General features: G+C 63.1%; 16 protein-coding genes. 4 read left to right on the forward strand and 12 right to left on the reverse strand.

All coding sequences use genetic code 11. The features are described from left to right. Positions 1-25 precede the first annotated feature (25 nt). From ACP7E3_RS24395 to ACP7E3_RS24410, 4 genes are all read right to left on the reverse strand, one after another. Positions 26-1,267, reverse strand: a complete 1,242-nt coding sequence (locus ACP7E3_RS24395; protein ID WP_169865859.1) for a thiolase family protein — start codon at positions 1,265-1,267, stop codon at positions 26-28. Further along, positions 1,264-3,138: a feruloyl-CoA synthase gene (locus tag ACP7E3_RS24400; RefSeq protein WP_079443499.1), complete on the reverse strand. Its 1,875-nt coding sequence runs from the start codon at positions 3,136-3,138 to the stop codon at positions 1,264-1,266. Before ACP7E3_RS24400 ends, ACP7E3_RS24395 begins: the two co-directional genes overlap by 4 nt. A 62-nt stretch (positions 3,139-3,200) precedes the next feature. Beyond that, entirely contained in the window at positions 3,201-4,649 is a 1,449-nt protein-coding gene (locus ACP7E3_RS24405) for an aldehyde dehydrogenase (RefSeq protein ID WP_017847932.1), read from the reverse strand. A gap of 108 nt (positions 4,650-4,757) precedes the next feature. Continuing rightward, positions 4,758-5,588, reverse strand: coding sequence for a p-hydroxycinnamoyl CoA hydratase/lyase (locus ACP7E3_RS24410; protein ID WP_046483783.1), 831 nt, complete (start codon positions 5,586-5,588; stop codon positions 4,758-4,760). Positions 5,589-5,801: 213 nt separating this feature from the next. Here ACP7E3_RS24410 and ACP7E3_RS24415 point away from each other — a divergent pair, with 213 nt between their 5' ends. Continuing rightward, positions 5,802-6,290 carry a MarR family winged helix-turn-helix transcriptional regulator gene (locus ACP7E3_RS24415; RefSeq protein ID WP_046383963.1) on the forward strand — a complete coding sequence of 163 codons (489 nt, stop codon included), beginning with the start codon at positions 5,802-5,804 and terminating at the stop codon, positions 6,288-6,290. Between the two features lie 4 nt (positions 6,291-6,294). Here ACP7E3_RS24415 and ACP7E3_RS24420 read toward each other — a convergent pair whose 3' ends face one another. Further along, the gene (locus tag ACP7E3_RS24420) at positions 6,295-7,620 is read right to left on the reverse strand and encodes an OprD family porin (RefSeq protein ID WP_057005581.1); all 1,326 of its coding nucleotides are present in this window, start codon (positions 7,618-7,620) and stop codon (positions 6,295-6,297) included. 312 nt (positions 7,621-7,932) lie between these two features. On the opposite strand from ACP7E3_RS24420, the gene mhpT reads away from it, so the two are divergent. Next, positions 7,933-9,162, forward strand: coding sequence for a 3-(3-hydroxy-phenyl)propionate transporter MhpT (mhpT, locus tag ACP7E3_RS24425; protein WP_426124676.1), 1,230 nt, complete (start codon positions 7,933-7,935; stop codon positions 9,160-9,162). Here mhpT and ACP7E3_RS24430 read toward each other — a convergent pair. The 3 genes from ACP7E3_RS24430 to ACP7E3_RS24440 all read right to left on the reverse strand — a co-directional run bounded on the left by ACP7E3_RS24430 (position 9,159) and on the right by ACP7E3_RS24440 (position 12,488). After that, complete coding sequence (locus ACP7E3_RS24430; RefSeq protein WP_057005579.1) at positions 9,159-10,106, reverse strand: SphA family protein; 948 nt, start codon at positions 10,104-10,106, stop codon at positions 9,159-9,161. The two genes, mhpT and ACP7E3_RS24430, sit on opposite strands and share 4 nt — an antisense overlap. Positions 10,107-10,187: 81 nt before the next feature. After that, positions 10,188-10,955 (reverse strand): coniferyl-alcohol dehydrogenase, encoded by a 768-nt coding sequence (locus ACP7E3_RS24435; protein ID WP_046383966.1) that lies wholly within the window; start codon positions 10,953-10,955, stop codon positions 10,188-10,190. Between the two features lie 57 nt (positions 10,956-11,012). Further along, a complete protein-coding gene (locus ACP7E3_RS24440) occupies positions 11,013-12,488 on the reverse strand; it encodes a benzaldehyde dehydrogenase (RefSeq protein ID WP_046483790.1) in 1,476 nt (491 codons plus the stop codon). Between the two features lie 270 nt (positions 12,489-12,758). Between ACP7E3_RS24440 and ACP7E3_RS24445 the strand changes: the two genes are divergently transcribed. Together ACP7E3_RS24445 and ACP7E3_RS24450 are read left to right on the forward strand one after the other, a co-directional pair. Further along, positions 12,759-14,531, forward strand: coding sequence for a sigma 54-interacting transcriptional regulator (locus tag ACP7E3_RS24445; protein WP_426124679.1), 1,773 nt, complete (start codon positions 12,759-12,761; stop codon positions 14,529-14,531). A 98-nt stretch (positions 14,532-14,629) separates the two neighbouring features. Further along, entirely contained in the window at positions 14,630-15,241 is a 612-nt protein-coding gene (locus ACP7E3_RS24450; protein WP_046383969.1) for a TetR/AcrR family transcriptional regulator, read from the forward strand. A 26-nt stretch (positions 15,242-15,267) separates the two neighbouring features. Here ACP7E3_RS24450 and ACP7E3_RS24455 read toward each other — a convergent pair whose 3' ends face one another. From ACP7E3_RS24455 to ACP7E3_RS24470, 4 genes are all read right to left on the reverse strand, one after another. Further along, positions 15,268-16,371 (reverse strand): polyamine ABC transporter substrate-binding protein, encoded by a 1,104-nt coding sequence (locus ACP7E3_RS24455; RefSeq protein ID WP_057005576.1) that lies wholly within the window; start codon positions 16,369-16,371, stop codon positions 15,268-15,270. Between the two features lie 40 nt (positions 16,372-16,411). After that, positions 16,412-17,749: a hypothetical protein gene (locus ACP7E3_RS24460; protein ID WP_046383971.1), complete on the reverse strand. Its 1,338-nt coding sequence runs from the start codon at positions 17,747-17,749 to the stop codon at positions 16,412-16,414. Between the two features lie 116 nt (positions 17,750-17,865). Next, positions 17,866-19,128 carry a serine hydrolase domain-containing protein gene (locus tag ACP7E3_RS24465; protein ID WP_177031796.1) on the reverse strand — a complete coding sequence of 421 codons (1,263 nt, stop codon included), beginning with the start codon at positions 19,126-19,128 and terminating at the stop codon, positions 17,866-17,868. A 183-nt stretch (positions 19,129-19,311) separates the two neighbouring features. Further along, complete coding sequence (locus ACP7E3_RS24470) at positions 19,312-21,522, reverse strand: TonB-dependent receptor (RefSeq protein ID WP_426124682.1); 2,211 nt, start codon at positions 21,520-21,522, stop codon at positions 19,312-19,314. Positions 21,523-21,535: the final 13 nt, after the last annotated feature.

Genomic DNA, 21,535 nt, shown 5'->3' on the forward strand with positions numbered 1-21,535 from the left:
AAAAAGGAGTTACACCGTTGAACGCTCAACCGCGATAGGCCGGGTTCTCGATCAACAACGCCATGCCCTGCCCACCGCCGACGCAGGCAGCGGCAATCCCGTAGCGCAGGTTGTGCCGGCGTAATTGCCCGGCCAGCGTCATGACCAAGCGCAGGCCGGTGGCGGCCAATGGATGCCCCACCGCCAGCGAACCGCCCTGGACGTTGAGCCGGGTGCTGTCCAGCTCCAGTTCCTGGGCCACCGCCAATACCTGGGCCGCCTGCGCTTCGTTGATCTCGAAACGGCCGATGTCATCCAGGCTCAACCCGCTGCGATGCAGCAGCAAGCGGATCGCCGGCGCCGGACCGATGCCCATGAACTCCGGCGCCACACCGACCACCGCGCTGGCCAGCAGCCGGGCCAGGGGCACACGCGGGCAGGCCGAGGCGCGCCCGACCAGGGCTGCCGCCGCACCATCGACCACCGCGCAGCTGTTGCCAGCGGTTTGCACGCCATTGGCATGCACGGCGCGCAAGCGTGCCAGGGCCGCAAGGTCGGTGGGCCGTGGGTGGCTGTCCTGGGTGACGGCAGCGGCGCGGCGCGCCAGGCGGATGCCACGCGGCTGATACCCCTCCAGCTCGAACACTTGGTTATCGACCGTCACGATCTCTTCAGCCCACGCGCCGTCACGCTGCGCCTGCAACGCACGCTGATGGCTCGCGCAGGCGTAACGGTCCACGGCCTCGCGGCTCAAGCCATGGCGGCGCGCCAGGTGGTCGGCGGTGGCGATCATGTCCAGCCCCGGGGCCGGGTCGTATAGGGCTTCCCAGAGAAAATCCTTGAATTGCACTTCGCCACCGAGACGAAACCCATCCCGGTGGGTGTAGGCCGCAATCGGGTTGCGGGACATCGACTCACTGGCCACGCACAAGGCCAGTTGCACCTCGTCGCGCAGTTGCTCAGCGGCCTGGCGCAACAGCTCGAAACCCGTGGCGCAGATGCGCTGCACCCCCAGCGCCGGGACCGATTGCGCCACGCCGCAGTACAACCCGACATGCCGCGGCAGCAAATAGGCATCGAAGCTGGCCTGGGCCATGGAGCCGGCCAGCACGCTGTCCACCGCCAGCGGGTCGATACCGGCACGGGCCAGGACTTCACGGCCGACCTTGATCCCCAGGTCGATGGGCGAGACCAGGGACAAGGCGCCACCGAGGTCGACCCACGGCGTGCGTAGCGCCTCGTAAATCGCCACGTCGGCAAACGCCGAATATTGCCCCACGCCGCTCAAGGCTTGGGCTCGGCACGCAGGATCGCAGCATCTTCACCGCGATACAGCGCCTCGACCTTGGCCGCGCGCCATTGCAGTACCGCACGCTGGTTGATCGACCCCTTGTCGGTAATTTCCCCACGGTCGATAGACGCCGGCTCGTCGAGCAAGGCAATCCATTCCAAACGGCTGGCATTGCCGGTGGCGTCGCGATTGAGGCGCTGCAACCAGTCGCCGAACCATTGGCGCACCGGCGCGCTGGCGAGTACGTCGGCGTCGCTCGCGTCGGCGTTCAAGCCCGCCAGCCGGCGGCATTCGTAGAGCCTGGGGAAGACCAGGGCGCCCAGGCATTCGCGGTCCGGCGCGGCAATCACCAGGTCCTGCACATACGGCGAGCCTTCCAGCACCGCGCGATTGCGCAACGGCCCGACGCTGACAAACACGCCGGAGGACAGTTTGAAATCCTCGGCGATGCGCCCGTCGAACATCAGCCCCAGTTGCGGCCGATTCGGGTCGGCGAGCTTGATCGCGTCCCCCGAACAATAGAAGCCGTGCGGGTCAAACACCTCGGCGGTTTGTTCCGGCGCCCGCCAGTACCCCGGCATGATGTGCGGCCCGCGAAAGCGCCCTTCGAACTTGCCGTCCACCGGCACCAGGCGCACCTCGCAGCCCGGCGCGGGCAAACCGATATAGCCGGCCATGGACAACGGCCCGGTGGTGAAGGTGCAGGATGGCGCGGCTTCGGTCATGCCCAGCCCGGCCATCATGCGGATGCGTTCTCCGCAGTGCTGTTCGGCCACCCGGTCGAGGCGGTCCCAGACACTTTGCGACAGGCCCGCGGCGGCGAAGAAAAACAATTTCATTCGCGCAAAAAAGCACTCGCGCAACTCGGCATCCTGCTCCAGGGCGCTGACCAACTCTTCCCAGCCCTTGGGCACCGTCAGATAGGCCGTGGGCGACACCTCCTTGAGGTTGCGCAGGGTCTCGGCAAACCCCTGGGCCGTGGGCTTGCCAGCGTCGAGGTAAAAGGTGCCGCCGTTGTAGAGCACGATGCCGACGTTGTGGCTGCCGCCGAAGGTGTGATTCCACGGCAACCAGTCCACCAGCACCGGCGGCTCTTCGCCGAACACCGGAAACGTCTGCAACAGCATCTGCTGGTTGGCGCAGAGCATGCGTTGCGTGGTGATCACCGCCTTGGGCAATTTGGTCGAGCCCGAGGTGAAAAGAAACTTGGCGATGCTGTCCGGGCCGGTGACATTGAACGCCTGATCGGCCGCACTGCCGCCCGGGGTTTGCAGCAGGCTCGCGAAGCTGACCTGGGTGCGTCCCGGCACATGGCCGCGCACGCAGATCAGCGGCGTCTCGGCCGGCAATACCGCGTCGATCGCGCGCTGGTAGGCCGCCGCATCGCTGACGAACACCAGCCCCGGCTGCAGCAGGTCGCATACATGCCGCAGCTTGGCGAAGTCCTGGGACAACAACGAATACGCCGGCGACACCGGGCAGTAAGGGATACCGGCATACATCGCGCCGAGGGCCAGTTGCAGATGCTCGATGTCATTGCCCGACAGCAACGCCAGCGGCTTGTCTGCCGACAGGCCGTAACTCAGCAAGGCCTGGGCAATCGCCCGCACGCTCTCAAGCATCTGCGCGTAGCTGACGCGACGCCAGTCACCATCGGCCTGCCGTGCGGCAATGAAGGTCTGCTCGGGACGCACCCGGGCCCAATGCACCAGACGATCGAGCAAGCGCGCCGGCAACTCGGCCAATGGCTCCAGGGAACGCATATGCAGCACGCCCTGCTCTTCAGTGACCGCCACCGGGGCGTGGCCGATGGAGACCTCGCGGTAGCGCGGTGCGGGCTGGGGTTGCGGTCTGAATTCGGAACTCACAAGGGTGTCCTCCAGCAAGGCGGATCACAGCCGCCTTGTTATTGTTATGTCGCGACGCCTGCTCAGATCGGGTAATGCCGCGGCCCGTTCTGCAAGGTCACCCAGCGCAATTGCGTGAAGTGTTCAATCGACGCCTTGCCGCCAAAGCTGCCGTAACCGCTGGACTTGACCCCGCCAAAGGGCATCTGCGCCTCGTCATGCACGGTCGGCCCGTTGATGTGGCAAATGCCCGACTCCACCCGCTGCGCCAGCGCCAGCGCACGCCCGGTGTCGCGGCTGAAGATCGCCGCCGACAGGCCGAACTCGGAGTCGTTGGCCAGGCGCAGCAGTGCCTCATCACCGTCACCGCGCAGCAACACCGCCACCGGGCCGAAGGATTCTTCGCGGTACAAGCGCATGTTTTCGGTGACGCCATCGATCAGGGTCGGCTGCAGAATGCTGCCCTCCAACTGGCCGCCCGCGACCAGCCGTGCGCCCTTGCCCAGCGCATCGTCGATCAGGGCCTTGATGCGCGTACCGGCGCTGGCATCCACCAGGGAACCCAAGACCGAATCCGCCGCCGCGGGGTCACCGGCGCGCAGGCTGGCGACCTTGGCGGTCAGCTTGGCGATAAACGCATCGGCGACCTTGGCATCGACAATCAGGCGCTCGGTGGACATGCAAATCTGCCCCTGGTTGAAGTAGGCACCAAACGCTGCCGCGGCAACCGCCGCATCCAGGTCGGCGTCGTCGAGCACCAGGAGCGGCGCCTTGCCGCCCAACTCCAGCAAGGCCGGCTTGAGGTGACGCGCCGAGAGTTCGCCGACAATCCGCCCGACATGGGTCGAGCCGGTGAAGTTGACCCGGCGCACCGCCGGGTTGGCGATCAGCCGTTCGACAATCGCGGCGGCATCGGCCGGTGCGTTGCTGATGACGTTGACCACGCCATCGCCCAGCCCGGCATCCTGCAAGACCTGGCCAATCAGGCGATGCACCGCCGGGCTTAACTCCGAAGCCTTGAGCACCACGGTATTGCCACAGGCCAGCGGCATGGCGATGGCGCGCGTGGCGAGGATGACCGGGGCATTCCACGGCGCAATCCCCAGCACCACGCCGCACGGCTGACGCAGGGCCATGGCGAAACTGCCGGGGACATCGGAGGGAATCACTTCGCCCGTGATCTGGGTGGTCATCGACGCTGCTTCACGCAGCATGTTGGCCGCCAGGCGCACGTTGAAGCCATACCAGTTGGCCATGGCGCCGGTTTCGCCGGCGGCGGCAATGAATTCGGCGCTGCGCGCCTGCAAGTGCTCGGCCGCCTTGAGCAACCGGGTGCGGCGTTCGTTCGGCGCCAGCGCGGCCCAGCCGGGGAACGCCGCCTGGGCTGCGGCCACGGCGGCGTCGGCATCGTCCAGGGTCGCGGCGGCAACCCGCGAAACCACTTCACCGGTCACCGGGTTGCGACGCTCGAAGGTTCGACCGTCACGGGCGGGGCACGACCGGCCGCCGATCAACAGGGGCACGTCCAGCATGGTGATTCCTCTTTATTGTCTTTATGGGGAATGCATTCAAGCGATGTCACAGTAGCGCCAGGGTGAGGCGGCGAACAGCGGGATGCGCCCGCCATTCGCCGACCAGCCTCAGCGTTTGTACGTCTGCAGGCCGGGCTTGATGCTCTTGTCGTCGAGGAACTGCTTCATGCCCTGCTCGCGGCCGCCTTCGGTGTCGAGCAAGCGCGACTGATCGAGCTTGGCGTAGAGGTAATCCTCGTTCTGCTCCCAGGTCAGTTCGCGGCAACGCTTGAAGCCATGCTTGGCCGCCCGCAGCACCACCGGGTTTTTCTCCAGCAGGTTGCGCGCCAGTTCGATGGTCACTTCGCGCAGTTGCGCCAGCGGTACGCTTTCGTTGACCAGGCCCATCTCGGCGGCCTTCTGCCCGCCGAAGGTCTTGCCGGTCATGATGTAGTACAGCGATTGACGATGGCCCACGGTGTCGGCCATGGCCTTGCTCACCAGGTTGCCCGGTGGGATGCCCCAGTTGATTTCCGAGAGGCCGAAGGTGGCTTCGTCGGCGCAGATCGCCAGGTCGCACGCCACCAATGGGCTGAAGCCGCCGCCGAAGCACCAGCCATTGACCATGGCGATGGTGGGCTTGGCGTACATGCGCAGCAGTTTCCATTGCCATTGCGAGGCTTCGCGGCGGATTTTCTCCTGGAGGATTTCCGGGCCGGCATCCACTTCGCGAAAGTATTCCTTGAGGTCCATGCCGGCGGTCCAGGCTTCACCGGCACCGGTCAGTACCAGTACGCCGGCGGCGGGGTCCTGCTCCAGGGTTTCCAGGACGTCGATCATTTCGCGGTTCAGGGTCGGGCTCATGGCGTTGCGTTTTTCCGGGCGATTGAGAATGACCCAGGCAATGCCTTCCTCGATTTCAACCTTGACGGTGGTCCAACGGCCTTCGTAATTGCTCATGACGGTACGCTCTTGTTCTTGGTTGGAAGATGATTCGAAATTAAACCGCAAATATAGTTATGTCAATTAACTATTAACCTTGATAACCAATATTTTCCCCTTGTAAAACCTAAGCCGCTCGGGCGTTATGAAAAGCCGGCATAGCCATGGCTCGCGAACCTCGGCAAACTAGATAGCTTTCTTAACCTCCACCTTCTGAGGATTGCACTGTCAATGGCCAAGCCTTCCAACATCGCCGACGCCAACCTGGCCCTGCCCGACACCACCGAGGGGCGTGCGCCGCTGGATTCGGCCCTGGACGACCTGATCGGTTACGCCATACGGCGTGCGCAGCTCAAGCTGTTCCAGAACCTGATCGGTCGGCTTGCCGAGCACGACCTGCGCCCCGCTCAGTTCTCGGCCCTGGCGATCATCGAGCAGAATCCCGGCCTGATGCAGACCGACCTGGCTCGCGCGCTGGCGATTGAGCCGCCCCAGGTGGTGCCGTTGCTGAACAAGCTGGAAAGCCGCGCCCTCGCCGTGCGTGTGCGCTGCAAACCAGACAAGCGCTCCTATGGGATCTTCCTCAGCAAGACCGGCGAAACCCTGCTCAAGGCGCTCAAAGAGATCGCCGTCCAGAGTGACCTGGACTCCACCGCAGCCCTGGACGCTGAGGAACGTGCAGAGCTGCTGCGCTTGCTGAAGAAGGTGTATCAGGACTGACGGCTTACCAGAGCGCCACGGTGTAAAGCACCAGGAAACGGGTCTGGTTTTCATCGCGAAATGCCGCGCCAGCCGGGAAGTCATTGCGATAGATCGACTTGCGCGCCAGCAGCCCGACGTTCTTCAGCGGGCCGCTCTGGATCACGTAGCCCAGCTCCATCTGGAACTCGCGCTCCTTGCGATCCTCGGCGTTGAATGCCGCCAGCTCGATGTTATCGCCGCGCACGTAACGCAGCCGGCCCTTCAGGCCCGGTAAACCGGAAGCCGCGAAGTCATAGTCGTAGATCGCCTGCCAGGTGCGCTCCTTGGCGTTGAGAAAGTCCGAACTCATGGTCAGTTCGCTCATGCCCATCAGCTCCGTCCCGGAGATATAGGGCGTGGCCGTCTCCCCACTGGAATGCATGTAGCCCAGGCTGAATTTGTGACCGCCCAGGCGGTAGCCAAACAACGCCGAGAGGTTGCGGTTATCCACGTTCCCCGCCTTGGCACTGCCGTCCTCGCGACTGAAGAAACTGCGCAAGTCGCTGGTGAGCACGCCATCGCCCACGGGCAGATTGTGCAACAACGCCAGGGTGTCCTGCTGGTAGAGGTCGGCTATCTGCGAGTGATAGGCGCGCAGGCTGAGGTCTTTGTTGACCTGGTAGTCACCGCCGACGTAAGCCAGGTGCGAGGTGGTGGCGGTGGCGTTGAAACGCCGGTTGGGCGAGGCGATGGTCATGGCCTGGTAGCTGGTGGAGTCGCGTTTGTTGATGCGGTCGATATAGCCGGTATTGAAGGTCAGGCCGTCGATATCCTTGGAGCTCAAGGTGGTGCCGCGAAAGGTTTGCGGCAGCAGGCGCGACGGGCTGGCAAAGGCGAACGGCAGGAAGATCGACACGTCACCGGTCTTCACGGTGGTTTGGGCAAACCGCATCTTGGCGGTCGGCGCCAGGCGCGAGTACTCATCGGCGGCACGCTTGTCGCTGGCCGACACCGGCAACAACTCGGTGCCGCTGCGGTCCGGCGAAGAATCGAGCTTGACCCCCATCAACCCGCGCACATCCAGGCCAAAGCCCAGCGGGCCCGGGGTGTACCCCGATTCCAGGTTGAGGATGAACGCCTGGGCCCATTCTCGCGCAGCGGTCTTTGCACCGTCGTCCTTGTAGTCGCGATCCAGATAGTAATTGCGCAGGGTCAAGGTGCCGTGGCTGTCGTCGATAAAGCCGGCCGCCCACAGCTGGGAGGGCAACACGCTCAAGGCCAGCAACGCCATGACCAGGCCTGGCTTGCGGTTCGACACACAGGAGACGGACGCCACTGCAACGGCGTCCTCCATCGGGAGTTTTGGCATGTTCGTTGTCCATTTTTTGTTGTTGTTTTTGGGGGTGGCACACGCTCGGCCCGTTCGGCTTCGCCAATAGAGAATGGAAACAGCCGACGGCACTCGTCAACAGCGACTGACCGATAATCGAACATTAATAAAGCTATCTATTTTTATGATGAACACTGACACGCATCACAACACCATGAATTTAAAGCACTTATTTACTGTTTTTAGCATTTTTAATACGCCATTCATTTTTTAGTTATCTTTGTTATCTTAATCAGCAGCAGCCACTTGCGCTCGCCACCACAACAAAAACAACAACAATGAGGTTTGCCCATGGACAGTCCATCGCGTCGTTCGACGCTGACTATCGCGTTGTGCTTTATCGTTGCGCTGATCGAAGGGTTCGATCTGCAAGCCGCCGGAACCGCCGCCGCGGGGTTGCGCCAGAGTTTTGCCCTGGACCCGAAGATGCTCGGTTGGGTGTTCAGCGTCGGGATCATTGGCCTGCTGCCGGGGGCGTTCTTCGGTGGCTGGGTCGCCGACCGAATCGGGCGCAAAAAAATCCTGGTGATCGCCGTGCTGCTGTTCGGGCTGTTCTCGCTTTGCACCGCGTTTGTCGAAAGCTACTCGAGCCTGCTGTTGGTGCGCTTTCTGACCGGCCTCGGGCTGGGTGCCGCGCTGCCCAACCTGATCGCCCTGTGCGCCGAAGCGGTCAGCGAACGCAGCCGGGGCACCGCCATCAGTGTGATGTACTGCGGCGTGCCGTTGGGCGGCGCATTGGCGGCGGTGGTGGCGATGTTTTCCAGTGAACACTGGCAGACCACCTTTATCATCGGCGGCCTGGCGCCCTTGCTGGCCGTGCCGTTGATGATCCTGCTGCTGCCCGAGTCCAACGCCTTTCGCCAACAGCTCGACAATACCCTCAGTGCCCGCCCCTCCACCCGCCAGGCGCTGTTCGGCGAAGGGCGCGCAGGCACCACGCTGGCCTTGTGGCTCAGCTACTTCTTCACCCTGACTGTGATGTACATGCTGCTCAACTGGCTGCCGTCGTTGTTGCTCGAACAAGGCTTCAGCAAACCCCAGGCGGGCATGGTGCAGATGCTGTTCAACATCGGCGGCGCCCTTGGCTCGCTGCTCGGCGGTGTCCTGCTGGACCGCTGCAATGCCCTCAGAGTGGTGCTGTTCGTGTATGCCGGGCTGCTCGCGGCCCTGGCCGGGGTCGGGCTGTCGGTGGGCATCGTGCCCATGGCCATCGCCGGTTTCGCCGCGGGCTTGTTCGTCATGGCCGCGCAGTTGGTGCTCTATGCGTCGGCACCGCCCTCCTATCCAACGGCGGTACGCGCCACCGGTGTCGGTGCGGCCGTGGCCATCGGCCGGCTGGGCTCGATGGCCGGACCGCTGGCGGCGGGACAACTGCTCGCCGCAGGTGCGGGCACCACAGGCGTCCTGCTGGCGACCTCTCCCGGGTTGGCGATCGCGGCGCTGGCTATCATCACCGTCATGGTGCGTAAGGCGCCACTGAACCTGTCCACCCCGGAAGCGGCCGGGCACACCAAAGCCTAGAACTTGTGCAGCCAATTGAGCACCAGTTTATTGCCCTCGGTGCGGTTCTCAGCCTGCTGTTCAAAGTAGGCGTTCACCGATAGCACGTTCTCCTTGTTGAAGGCGTATAACAGGCCTGGGCCCATGGCCCAGACCTTCTCCCGGCGCCCGCTCACGGCGTGCCCGTCCACCTGGGTGTCGGTGATCTGCTTCAACCAGTAGCCGTTCACCCCCACGCTCAGTTGCTGGCTCAAGGCATATTGCACGGTCAGGTTGGCATGCAACGCCTGGCCGGCCTGGGTATCGGAAACATCCCCAAAACCGGCCTGCGGCTCATCATTCTTGCCATTCCACAGGTACATGAAACGCCCGCTCGCCGACCACTTCGGGCTGAACCAGTACGTTGCCGCGTAATACGGGTTGAATGACCAGAAGTTGCTGCCTGGGTTGATCGAGCGCTTGCGATCATAGGCCCCCACCGGCACCGAGATATCGGCTTCGACACGTTGGGTCAACAACGGGCTGCCATCGGCGCGGCTCAGGGTCGGCAGTTGCAGGAAGGGCCCCACAGTCACATCACCAAACCCGGCGCGAGAACTCAGCGCCGCATTGTTCAAGCCATCGTCGACATCTGCGTGGACCAGGGAGGTGTTGATCAGGGTGAGTCCCGGCATCGCACCATTGGCCAGGGGTTGCCCGAGGTAGATGATCTGCGTGGTGGGCGCCACCACGTCCAGGTCCTGTTTGGGCAACGCCAGCTTGTGACCGTTGGCGTCATTGAAGCGGCTGGCTCGGGAGTACGTCAGGTATTCCTCCAGGTACCAGCCAGGGCCGGCCGGGGCCGGTGAGCCGTCGTAGAAACTGGTGCTGCCGAGGTTGAGCCCGGGCAGGTCGTAAGCGTGTGCAATCGATGACAGTGCGACAAAAGGCATGGCCGCAACCGTCCGCAAGATAGGCTTGAGCATCTTGGATGTCCTGTATTTTTGTTGTTGTTCAAGACCCCCGGCGCGAAGGCGCCGCGCCGGGGTTTAGCGCCGTTGCAAGCGCTACACGTAGGTCGCGGCCAAGCCACCATCCACCGGCAGATTGACCCCGTTGACCCAGCGCGCAGCGTCCGAGCAGAGGAAGGCAATCACCGCCGCCACCTCATCGGCCAGGGCTGGCCGGGTCATGCGCTGGCTGTCTGCGGCCACCCGCTCCGGCCCGAGCATGCTGACGAAATCGCCGAGAATCGGGGTAAACACCGGCCCCGGCGCGACGCAGTTGATGCGTACCGAGTGATCGCGAAACCAGCCCTGGGATTGCTGGAAGCTCCACACGATCAGCGCTTCCTTGAAGTACTGATAACAGTTGTCCTGCTCCACCGGGTTGGCCGCCAGCCACTGCTGCCCTGCCTCGAAGCTTGGCGTCGCGGCCAGGGCCTTGTGCCGCTCCAGCCGTTGCGGCCATTGCGCACCGAGGACCGAGGCGACATTGACGATGCTGCCGCCCGCCGACATGCGTGGCAGCAGCGATTGGGTCAGGTGCCGCAGCCCCAGGTAATTGACCGTGGCCACCGCTTGCAAGGGCGCCGTACCGGGCACGCCGGCAATGTTGCACAGCCCATCGATGCGCGCCGGCAGGCGTGCCACCAGCGCATCGATGCTGGCAGGGTCGCCCAGGTCAGCCTGGACGAAGCTATCCAGGGTCAGTTGCGGTGCATGGCGATCAACGCCGATCACCGTGGCCCCCTGGAAGCGCGCAAGCCGCGCCAGCTCGGCGCCAATGCCGGAAGCGACGCCAGTGACGATCAAGGTTTTGTTCTGCAGGTTCATGTTCAAGCCCTCTTGTTTTTGTATAGGCATGGGTGGATCAAACCGATGAGCCAGGGCTCAGAACGGATAGGCGGGCGGTGTATTTTTCAGCGTGACCCACTGCCACTGGCTGTACTCGTCCCAGTCGGCCGGCCCGCCCACGCTGCCGCCATTACCGGAGGCGCCGCGCCCGCCGAACGGGTTGATGCATTCGTCGGCCACGGTCTGGTCGTTGATGTGCAACAGGCCGCAGTCAAGCCGCTCGCCGATGGCCATGGCGCGCCCGACCGACGGCGAGATGATGGCGGCCGACAGGCCGTACTCGGTGCGGTTGGCCAGTTCGATGGCCTCCTCGTCCGTGGCGAAGCTGACCACCGTGGCCACCGGGCCGAAGATTTCATCCTCAAACGCGCGCATACCCGGACGCACGCCACTGAGCACGGTGGGCTGGTAGAACAACCGGTCATATTCGCCGCCCGCCTCCAACCGCGCGCCCGCTTGCAGGCTGTCGCTGACGATTGCGTGTACGCGCTGCAATTGCCGTTGGTTGATCAATGGGCCGAGCGCGGCCTCACCGCGGGCGGCATTGCCCACCGTCAACGCCCGGGCCTTGTCCACCAACTTGCGCGTGAGGCGTTCGGCGATGGATTCGTGGGCGAGAATCAAGCCGGTCGCCATGCAGATCTGCCCCTGGTGCATCCAGGCGCCCCAGGCGGCATTGCTCGCGGCCAGGTCGAGGTCGGCGTCTTCGAGAATGATCAGCGGGTTTTTGCCGCCCAGTTCCAGCGCGACTTTTTTCAGGTGTCGCCCCGCCACTTCGGCGACTTTGCGCCCCGCCGCCGTGGATCCGGTGAACGCAATCATCCGCACATTCGGATCGCGGCACAGCGCCTCCCCCTCCGGCGCAGCGCCGGGCAACACCTGCAGCAGGCCCTTGGGCAAGCCCGCCTCCTCGAACAGCCGGGCGATGAGAAAACCACCGCTGACCGGCGTCTGCGGGTCGGGCTTGAGCACCACCGCATTGCCCGCCGCCAGCGCCGGCGCCACCGAGCGCAGCGACAGGATCAGCGGAAAATTGAACGGCGAAATCACCCCGACCACGCCATGGGGCTGACGCCGCGCATAGGACAGGCGCCCGGCTTCACTGGGCAGCACCACCCCGTGCGGCTGGGACAACAGCCCCGCCGCCTGATGCAGCAGCACTATCGCTTCGCGCACTTCGTGTTCACCCTTGAACAACGCGCCGCCGGTTTCCCGCGCGACATACAGCGCCAGTTCCGCGAAGGACTGCTGAGCCAGGTCCGCCGCCTTGCGAAACACCTCGGCACGCTCCCGAGGGCCGAATGCAGCCCATGCCGGCTGCGCCAGGGCCGCGTTGCGGCAGGCGATGGCGATGTCGGCCGGGGTGGCCATGGCGCAGCGCATCAGGGGTTCGCCGGTGGCGGGTTCGATCACTGGGATCACGGACCCCGAGGCGGGTATCCAATCGCCGTTGAACAGGCATTCGGACGCAATGGCCCGCTGTAGAAAGTGAGTGGTTTCAGACACTGACATGGCAACTCCGAGTTCTTGTAATTGTCATCGCCTGCACAGGGTGCAAACGCCGCATCAAGCCTTGAGCAAAGGCTGTGCCGCTTGCGCGCAAAGCTGCTGACGTAACGCGTCGAGGGCTCTGGGTCGAGGCCCGCCGCGCTGCGCTCACACCCCACCGAGCGGTTGCCTGCAAGAACCGGGGCCCTGCCACTTGTTCAATTGATAAGGTTATGTTTAATAACTATCTGAGCAGTTACTCATATCGTTCACTCGCTTTGCAGGGGCATAACAATGACTAATCCCCCCAGTGCGCTGCCCGACGACCGGGTGGCCAACGCGGCCTTCCATCCGCGCGGCGACAGCCGCCAACTCAGCGCCGGCAGCTCGCCCACGCCGGCGGAACTGACCGACTGCCTGTTTTTTTCTCCCGAAGACGGGCGTATCTGGCTCAACGATCAACGCATGTTGTTGCTGCACAGTTCGTCGTTCGGCGCCCTGCGCGGGGAGGTCATCGAGCGCCTGGGCCTGGAGCAGGCGCGCGGCCTGTTCACCCGCACCGGTTATGCCTCCGGCGCGCGGGATGCGCGGTTGATACGCGAGCGCTGGCCACAGGCCGATGCCGCCGCGGTGTTTCGCGCCGGGACACACCTGCACACCCTGGAGGGCATGACCAAGGTCGAGCCGCTGCACTTCAAGTTCGATGCCGATTCGGGGTTCTATGAAGGTGAGTTCCTCTGGCACCACTCCTGCGAGGCCGATGAGCATGTGGGCGCCTACGGCATCGGCCAGGACCCGGTGTGCTGGACTGAAACCGGCTATGCCATCGGTTTCGTCAGTGGCCTGTTCGGGCAAATGGTGATTTTCCGCGAAGTGGAATGCCGTGGCATGGGCCACCGCAGCTGTCGGGTGATCGGCAAGACGGCCGAGCAATGGGGTGACGTCGAGCAGGACCTGCGCTACCTGAATGTGTCCCAGGCCGTCACCAGCACCACGCTCGCGCCCACGCCCGAGCACCCGGTGAGCCGCAGCGCCAGGGCCAACCCGACGCAAACGCTGGTGGGCGCCAGCGCGGCGTTCAACGCCGCGACACAAGCCCTGCAACGCGTCGCGCTGACCCCGGCAACGGTGTTGATCAGCGGTGAGTCCGGAGTGGGCAAGGAGATGTTTGCGCGCCAGTTGCACCAGCTCAGTCACCGCCATGACGGCCCGTTCGTGGCGCTCAATTGCGCCGCCATTCCGGATAACCTGATCGAGGCCGAACTCTTCGGTGTCGAACGCGGTGCCTATACCGGCGCGACGCACTCGCGCCCCGGACGTTTCGAACGGGCCCAGGGCGGCACGCTGTTCCTGGATGAAATCACCAGCCTCAGCCTGGGCGGGCAGAGCAAGTTGCTGCGGGCCTTGCAGGAGCGGGAAATCGAACGGGTCGGCGGCGTGCGCGGTATCAAGGTGGACGTGCGCGTGGTCGCCGCCACCAATATCGACCTGCGTAAAGCCGTGGCTGACGGTACGTTTCGTGAAGACCTGTTCTACCGGCTGAATGTCTACCCCATCGCCCTGCCACCGCTACGCGAACGCAGGGACGACATCCCGCTGCTGATCAACGCATTCCTCACGCGCTTCTGCCAGGAATACGCGCGAACGCCGGCGGGCCTGACCATGCGCGCCCTGAAGGTTTTGCTGCGCTATGACTTCGCGGGCAATGTACGCGAGCTGCAAAACCTGATCGAACGCGGCCTGATCGCCAGTGACGAAGGCCAAGCGATTGACCTGGTGCACCTGTTTCGCAACGAGCCGATGCCCGCCGATCCCTATGGCCTGGACGACCACGGCAGCCTGTCAAATAGCGGGCCGCAGCTAACCACCACAGCGCCCCGCCCTGCACTGCTGGACACCCTTGGCCAGCTGGACCAGGGGTTTTCCATTGACGGCCTTGAATCGCGCCTGATCAATGAAGCGCTGCAACAAAACGCCGGCAACCTGGCCGCCGCCGCCAGGCTCGTGGGGCTCAGCCGCGCTCAATTTGCCTACAGGCTGAAGAAGCATCAGCGGCAAACCCCTTGAATGGCAATTAGTGCTTTAAAAGCTTTACCCAATTAAGTATTTTGCAGGGATACCGGGGCGACAAGCGCCCCTCTTTTTACTCGTGACAAGGATCTCCTGTGAGCGGACTGCGTGAACGTCAGAAAGCCGAACGCCGGCAAGCTATCAGCAAGGCCGCGATCGAACTGTTTGAGCGCCAGGGTTTCCAGAACACCACCATCGAACAGATCGCCAGCCAGGCCGGGGTGTCGCCGCCGACGGTGTTCAAGTACTTCGGCAACAAGCAGGAAATCATCCTGGAAATCCTGCACCACGCCGATCAACGCGCGATCACCGACACCCGCAGCCGGATCCACGAAATAGACGACCCGGTCGAAGCGCTCTGCCACCTGGAACGCCTGCTTACCGGCTATGCGTTGGAAGTCATGCACCCCAGCCTGTGGCGTGAACTGCTGCCGCTGATTCTCTTCGGTGGCAACAATGAACTGCCGGCAGGCTATCGGGCCATGAACGATGCGCTCAGGGCCGAAATCAGCGAATTGCTGCGGGAATTGCAACGGGCCGGCAAGCTGCGTCCGCAGCTCGATGTGGAATTGGCCGCGTTCCTGTTGAACGACTATTCGCACCTGCAACTGTTCCGACTGGTGAACCAGGAACACCCGGATATCGACGCGCACTCTACCCAGGTCAGGCGTATCACCGAGTTGCTGTTTTACGGCATGCAGGCCTGACCCATTGCGGGGTCAGGCCATACTGATCAGCGGTTGCTCTTGATGGCGGTCCAAGTGCGGGTACGGATGCGCTCCACGGCGGCCGGGATCGGCTCCAGGGCGAACAGGGTCTTGCGCGCTTCCTCCGGCACATACATGTTGGGGTCGTTGCGGATGCTGGCGTCCACCAGCGCAGTGGCGTCCTTGTTCGGGTTGGGGTAGCCGATTTTGTTGCTGATGCGCGCAATCACGTCCGGGCGCAGGATGTAATTGATGAACGCATGGGCCTCTGCAGTATCGGGCGCATTGGCCGGGATCATCATCACGTCCGCCCACATCGGCGCGCCTTCCTTGGGCAGTGCCATCTCGACCTTGACGCCCTTGCCGGCGGCATCTGCCAGTCGCGTAGCCAATGCGACACCGCCGGACCAGCCCACACCCACACAGATATCACCGTTGGCCAGGTCCATGCCGTAGCGCGAGGAGTTGAAGTAAGTGACGTAAGGGCGAATCTTCATCATCACGGCCTGGGCTTGCGCATAGTCCTCACGCTTCTGGCTATTGGGGTCGAGGCCCTTGTAGTGCAAGGCAATCGGCAGGATCTCGTTGCCGGCGTCGAGGAAACCCACGCCACAACTGGCGAGCTTGGCGAGGTTTTCTTCCTTGAAGATGATGTCCCAGCTGTTCATCTGCACGTCGGCGCCCAGGGCTTTGCGCACCTTGTCGACGTTGTAGCCGATCAATGTGGTGCCCCATAGGTAAGGTACGGCGTAGCGGTTGCCGGTGTCCCCCACCGCTTCCAGGGATTTCATGAACGCGGGGTCCAGGTGCTGCCAGTTCGGCAACTGCGCGCGGTCCAACGGTTGGACGGCACCGGCGGTGATCAGATGCCCCAGGTTGGCGGTGCCCGGGAATACCACGTCATACCCGGAGTTTCCCGTCAGCAGCTTGGACTCCATGGTTTCGGCGCTGTCGAATACATCGTAGATCGGGCGGATTCCGGTCTCTTCCTGGAAGCTCTTGAGCACTTCCGGCGGCAGGTATTCGATCCAGTTGTAGATCCTTACGGTTCGTTCTTCGGCCAGGCAAAAACCGCTGATCAACAACGAAGCGACAGTGCCCAACACGGTATTACGCAAAAAACTGTTCATGATAAAAACACTCCAGCGCGGCCGCAAAGGCTCGCGGCACTTAATAGCGATAGGTGAAATACAGTTCCAACGCACTGAAGGTCTGGTCGTCACCGAACACCTGCTTGGCGGCGGCCAGTGGTTTGACCCAGTTATAGGACAGCGACGTATAGAACGACGGCGTGGGCGTCCAGTCGAGGAATATCACGCTCTCATCGGCAAAGCGCCGATCGCGGACCGCCGCGCCCATGTAGTTTTTCTCATCGAGCCAGAACTGGTAGTGAATGGCGCCGAGGGTCAGGGTCTCGTTGAGGTGGGTCTTGAGCGAGAACTGTTGGACATTTTCGTTGCTGTTGAACAGCAGGTAGTTGCCGACCACGTCGCCGACGAGCCACGTACTCCAGTCGACGAAGCCCTTGCTCAACGGGTCCCAGGCTTTCTGGCGGTTATCGCTGAGGTTGTCATCACCGGAAAAGCTCGCGTAGCGATAACCGATGACGGGCGTCAACGGCAACGTACTGAAGGCATAGTCGGCCTGGCCGTACCAGGCGTTGGCATCGTAATCGACCCCCTCGCCGCTACCGCGCTCCAACGCGTACTCCGCATTCAGGGTCAGCGCCGGTACGCCGGGCACCTTGGCATTGAGCGCCCGCAGGTTGTACACCTGCATGCCGTCGCGACGACGAGGCAGCGTGCTGCCTTTGGGCCCCAGGGCGTTGACCCGCATGGCCATGGCGCCCAGGGTCACTTGGTCGTCGAGGTTGTAATCGAGGTTGACGCCGGTCATGCGGAAATCACCCAGGTCATCGTCGGTGCGCAGGGTGAATGCCTGAGACTTCAAGGCGCCATGTTCCCAGGCCAGGATCGCCGAATCCTTGAAGGCGGTTCGAGGGCCCAGCCAGTAGGCACCGTCCTTGAGCTGGTCCAGGTTGCCGTCCATGACGATGAACCCCGTACCGACCATGTAGTTCTGGCGGCCAGCCGTGAACTTCCACTCACCGGCGCGGAACCCGCCGTACAGTTCTTCAGCGGCAACCTTGCCGTCGGAACTGCGGGTAAAACCGCCCGCGTCGCCGTCGCCGAACGTGCTTGCCGCGACCAGGGAACCGCCGGCCAGCAAGCTGAAATCGGGTTGCAACGCATACTCGAGTTTGACCCCGGGTTTTACGTAGAACTCTTGCCAGTCGATCTTGGTGCCGCCATTTTTACCGTTGCGCGCATCGACCCGGCCGCTGCCGAAGTTGACGCCGCGGGTTGATAGCGTCGCGCCCCCCGCGGTGAGGTTGACTTCGCCCTTGAGATCGCCGTCCTCAAAGGTGTAGCCCGCCAACGCGACGTGGGTGGTCAAGGGTAAGCCGACCGCTATGAGCGCTCGAGAGAAACGCTTGATGAAAACCATAAGAAGCTCCTGTGTGATTATTGTTGTTACAGGGCAGTCAATGGCGACGCAAAGCGCCGCCAACACATGGCAAAGCCAGGTGAATAGAACGCAAGACTCTTATTTTTCGGGGTGTGTCAGTGACTCAGGTGAGCGCTGATAGCGCGCAGCATTCGCACGCTATCGGCATCGAACGGGCCGACCGCATCGGTCAGCGACGATTGCTTGACGATCACGACGCCGGAGGGCTTGTCGATGAACAGGTACTGGCCGTGGATGCCACCGGCCATCAGGGCCTGGCTGTGATCGTTGAACACGTACCACTGGCTTCGATAGGACGCACCCGGTGTCCAGCCGGAGAACTCGGCATTTTGCGCGTAGATCGCCGGATCCCCACCGGCGGCGATACGTGCCACGGTCTCGGGCGACAGCAGCTCAACCCCCTCGTGACAGCCATCGTTGGCCAGCAGACGACCGAAGCGCGCCATGTCTCTTAACGTCGCACTGAAACCCGCCCCGGCGACGTTACGTCCCCAGGGATCAGCCATGAAATAGCCGTCGCGATCACAGCCCAGCCGGCTCCAGATTTCTGCCAACAACTGACTGCAGGCCTTGCCCGAGGCGCGCTCCATGACCCAAGCCAAGGCTTCGGTGGTCGCGGTCACATAATGGAAAAAGCCACCGTGGCTGGCGCGCTTTTTGAGGGATGGCAGGTACTGGTACAACGACTCGAATTGGGCGTATTGCGCCGGTGCCGGTTGAAACCCGCAGGCGTAACCGTACTGCGAACTCTCCGAGTTGGGATCGTCGTACACCTCGCTGTAGTCGATGCCCACCGCCATATCGAACAACTGGCGCACCGTCGCATCGCCAAACGCGCTGCCCACCAGTTCGGGCACGTAGTACGCGACGGGTAACCCGGGTTCAAGCACGCCACTGGAAACCAGCTGTTCGCCAAGGGTGCCGATCAGCGACTTGGTCACCGAAAACATGATGTGCCGGTCGCACGCCTGCTGACCGTTGAAGTAGCGCTCGAACAATACCGTGTCGCCCTGCATCACCAAAAAGGCGTCGGTCTGGCTGGCCTCGAGGTGGTCGATAACGCTGATGCTCAGCCCACACTCACTGTCGAAACACAGCTGGTCCAGCGCATTGGGAGCCTGCTTGAGCATACCGACCGGCCCTGGGCCCGCCGGTACGTCAATAGTGGGGCGCAAGCGCGCCAGGTTGCGGAACCCCCACTGGCTGAAGGGCGGACGCATCCAGTTGTGCCACGTGACTCGGTGTTCCGGCTCGGCGGGAAAGCCATGCATCAGCAAAGGGGCCGCGCAAGTGGCCGACGACGATTCAGTGGCCTCGACGTAAAGCGTCGCAAGAAAAGACGGGTTTTTATGACTCATCGGGAGATGACCCTGGAGATGACTCTGCATGAGAGCAGATGCGCAGAAATCATTACCCGATATTTATCTTTAGTCAATAAAACTTTTTACTCGATAACACTCGTTCTGCTATCGCTGCATCGAGCCGGTCGCCGGCGGTGCGCGGCACATTCGCCGTCATGAAAAGCACACTCCACACCGACCTCAGAAATCAACCGTGGCCGACAACTGCAAGGTGCGCGGAGATCCCGGGGAAAAGGCGCCGTAGGAGGCGACGCCCGACCAGTACTCACGGTCGAATACGTTCTGCACGGTGGCGCGGAACGTCGTAGGTCGCCCTTCTATCTTCGTGGCATAACGCGCGCCCGCATCGATGCGAGTCCAGGCGTCCAGTTCCTGGGTGTTGGCCTGGTTGACGTATTGGCTGTCGGTGTAGATCGCGCCGCCGGTCAAGGTAAAGCCTTCCAGCCATGGGGTATCCCATTCGGCCCAGAGGTTGGCCTGGATGTCGGGTACGCCGACCGGTTTGTTGCCCCGGTTGGCTGCGGTGGCGGACTTCGTCAACTCGCCGTCGAGGAACGTCACGCCCCCCATCAAGCGCGTGCCCGGCGCGACTTCCCCGTACAGGCTCACTTCCACGCCACGGTTGCGTTGCTCCGATTGCACGGAATACACATTGTTGGCACCCAGCTCGCCGCTGGGTTTTTCGATCTGGAACAACGCCACGGTCGTGATGAACGTTTGGTGTTCATACTTCACGCCGAGCTCGTGCTGTTTGGACACATAAGGGGCGAATGTCTGGCCGCCGTTGTTCGCGGTGCCTGGGGCGGTATCGCCCTTGCTCAAGCCCTCGACATAGTTGTAATACAAAGACACGTCATCCCAGGGCTTGACCACGACGCCCAGCAACGGCGTCGTGGCAGTGTCTTTGTTGCGGGAGCTGACAGCCCCGGCGGCATTGTAGTTACGCGACTCGATCGCTTGCCGGCGCAGGCCGAGGGTCAGTTGGAGGCGGTCGTCCAGCATGCCCAGGGTGTCCGTCAGTGCGACGCCGGACAGTTCCGTTTCCGAAATGCGCAGCACTTTGGGGGCGTCGAGGTATTGCTTGGGCGTATCCACCGGGTGATAGATGTTGGAGCGGATCTCCTTACCATTGGTGATGCCTCGGGACAGTTCGTCCCGGTAACGGGTCGCCATCAGCGTGGTCATGTGCGTCACCGGCCCGGTGGCGAACAGCCCGCGAAGGCCCACATCGGCGGTCGAACGGTCGACGTTGAACTTGTAATAACCCGGGATATTGCTGGTATCGCCGGCGTCGTTGAGGATCCTGGGCACCTGGTCGGACAGGCGCTTCACATCCGACTTGCCCCCGCCGGCATGGGCGAACACGGTCAGCGCATCGCTCAAGTCATACTCGCCGCCGAGCAGTGCCGACTGTTCCTTGGTGTCCGACCACCCCCATTTTTGCGGCAGGCTGGTGCGGCCATTGGCGGCAGATGGCACGTCGACACCCGTTGCGACGGTGAAGGGGCGCGAGGCGCCGTCAAAGCTTTCTTTCTGGCTGATGTAGTCAAGGTTCAGGCGCAACCGCTCGCCGCGATAATCCAAGGCAATGGCCCCGATATCCACCTCGCGCTTCTGATTATCGACGGCGGTGTCGCCACCCTGGAGGCTGCCGTTGAAGCGCAGGCCAAACTGGTTTTCTTCACCAAAGCGCCGGCTGATGTCCAAGTGGCCGCCCACTTGGGAGTCCGATGCGTAACTGCCGGTAAAGCGCGTCAGGTCTTCATCCAGCGCCCGCTTCGGCACGATGTTGATGACGCCGCCAACGCCGCTGTTCGGCGAGACACCGTACATCAGCGCACCGGGCCCCTTGAGCACCTCGATGCGTTCGGCGTAATCGGTGAACGTCCGGTAGTTCGGTGCCACACCGTACACGCCGTCATAGGCCAACTCGCCAAGGTTGCCTTCGCCGATGGCAAACCCACGGATGAAAAACGAATCGACGATACCGCCCGTCTGCCCCGTGGACCGCACCGAAGGATCGCGCTCCAGGGCGTCGGCCGCCGTCACTGTCTGCAGGTCGGCCAGGGTTTTGGCGGTGTAGCTGGTCACACTGAACGGGGCGTCCATCACATCCTTGTTGCCCATCATCCCCAGGCGCGCGCCACGGGCGACCTGCCCGCCGGCCAGTACCGGCGGCAATGCCGTGGGGCCAGCCTCGCGGGCGTCGATGGTGGTGGTGTCGAGGATCAGGCTCTGCGCGCTGTCAGGCGTTGACGCGTCGCCCGCTGCGGGCTGTGGCGTAGCCGCCGAGGCATTGGCGCTGCATGCGACCAAGACGACATTCAGCATGGCGCTCCGAATCGCGAGGGTTAACACGCGTTCACCATAGGGACGACAGATAACGGGCATGACGAGAGGATCC

It is taken from the genome of Pseudomonas sp. PSPC2-3 (assembly GCF_049898265.1).
GTDB lineage: Bacteria > Pseudomonadota > Gammaproteobacteria > Pseudomonadales > Pseudomonadaceae > Aquipseudomonas > Aquipseudomonas veronii.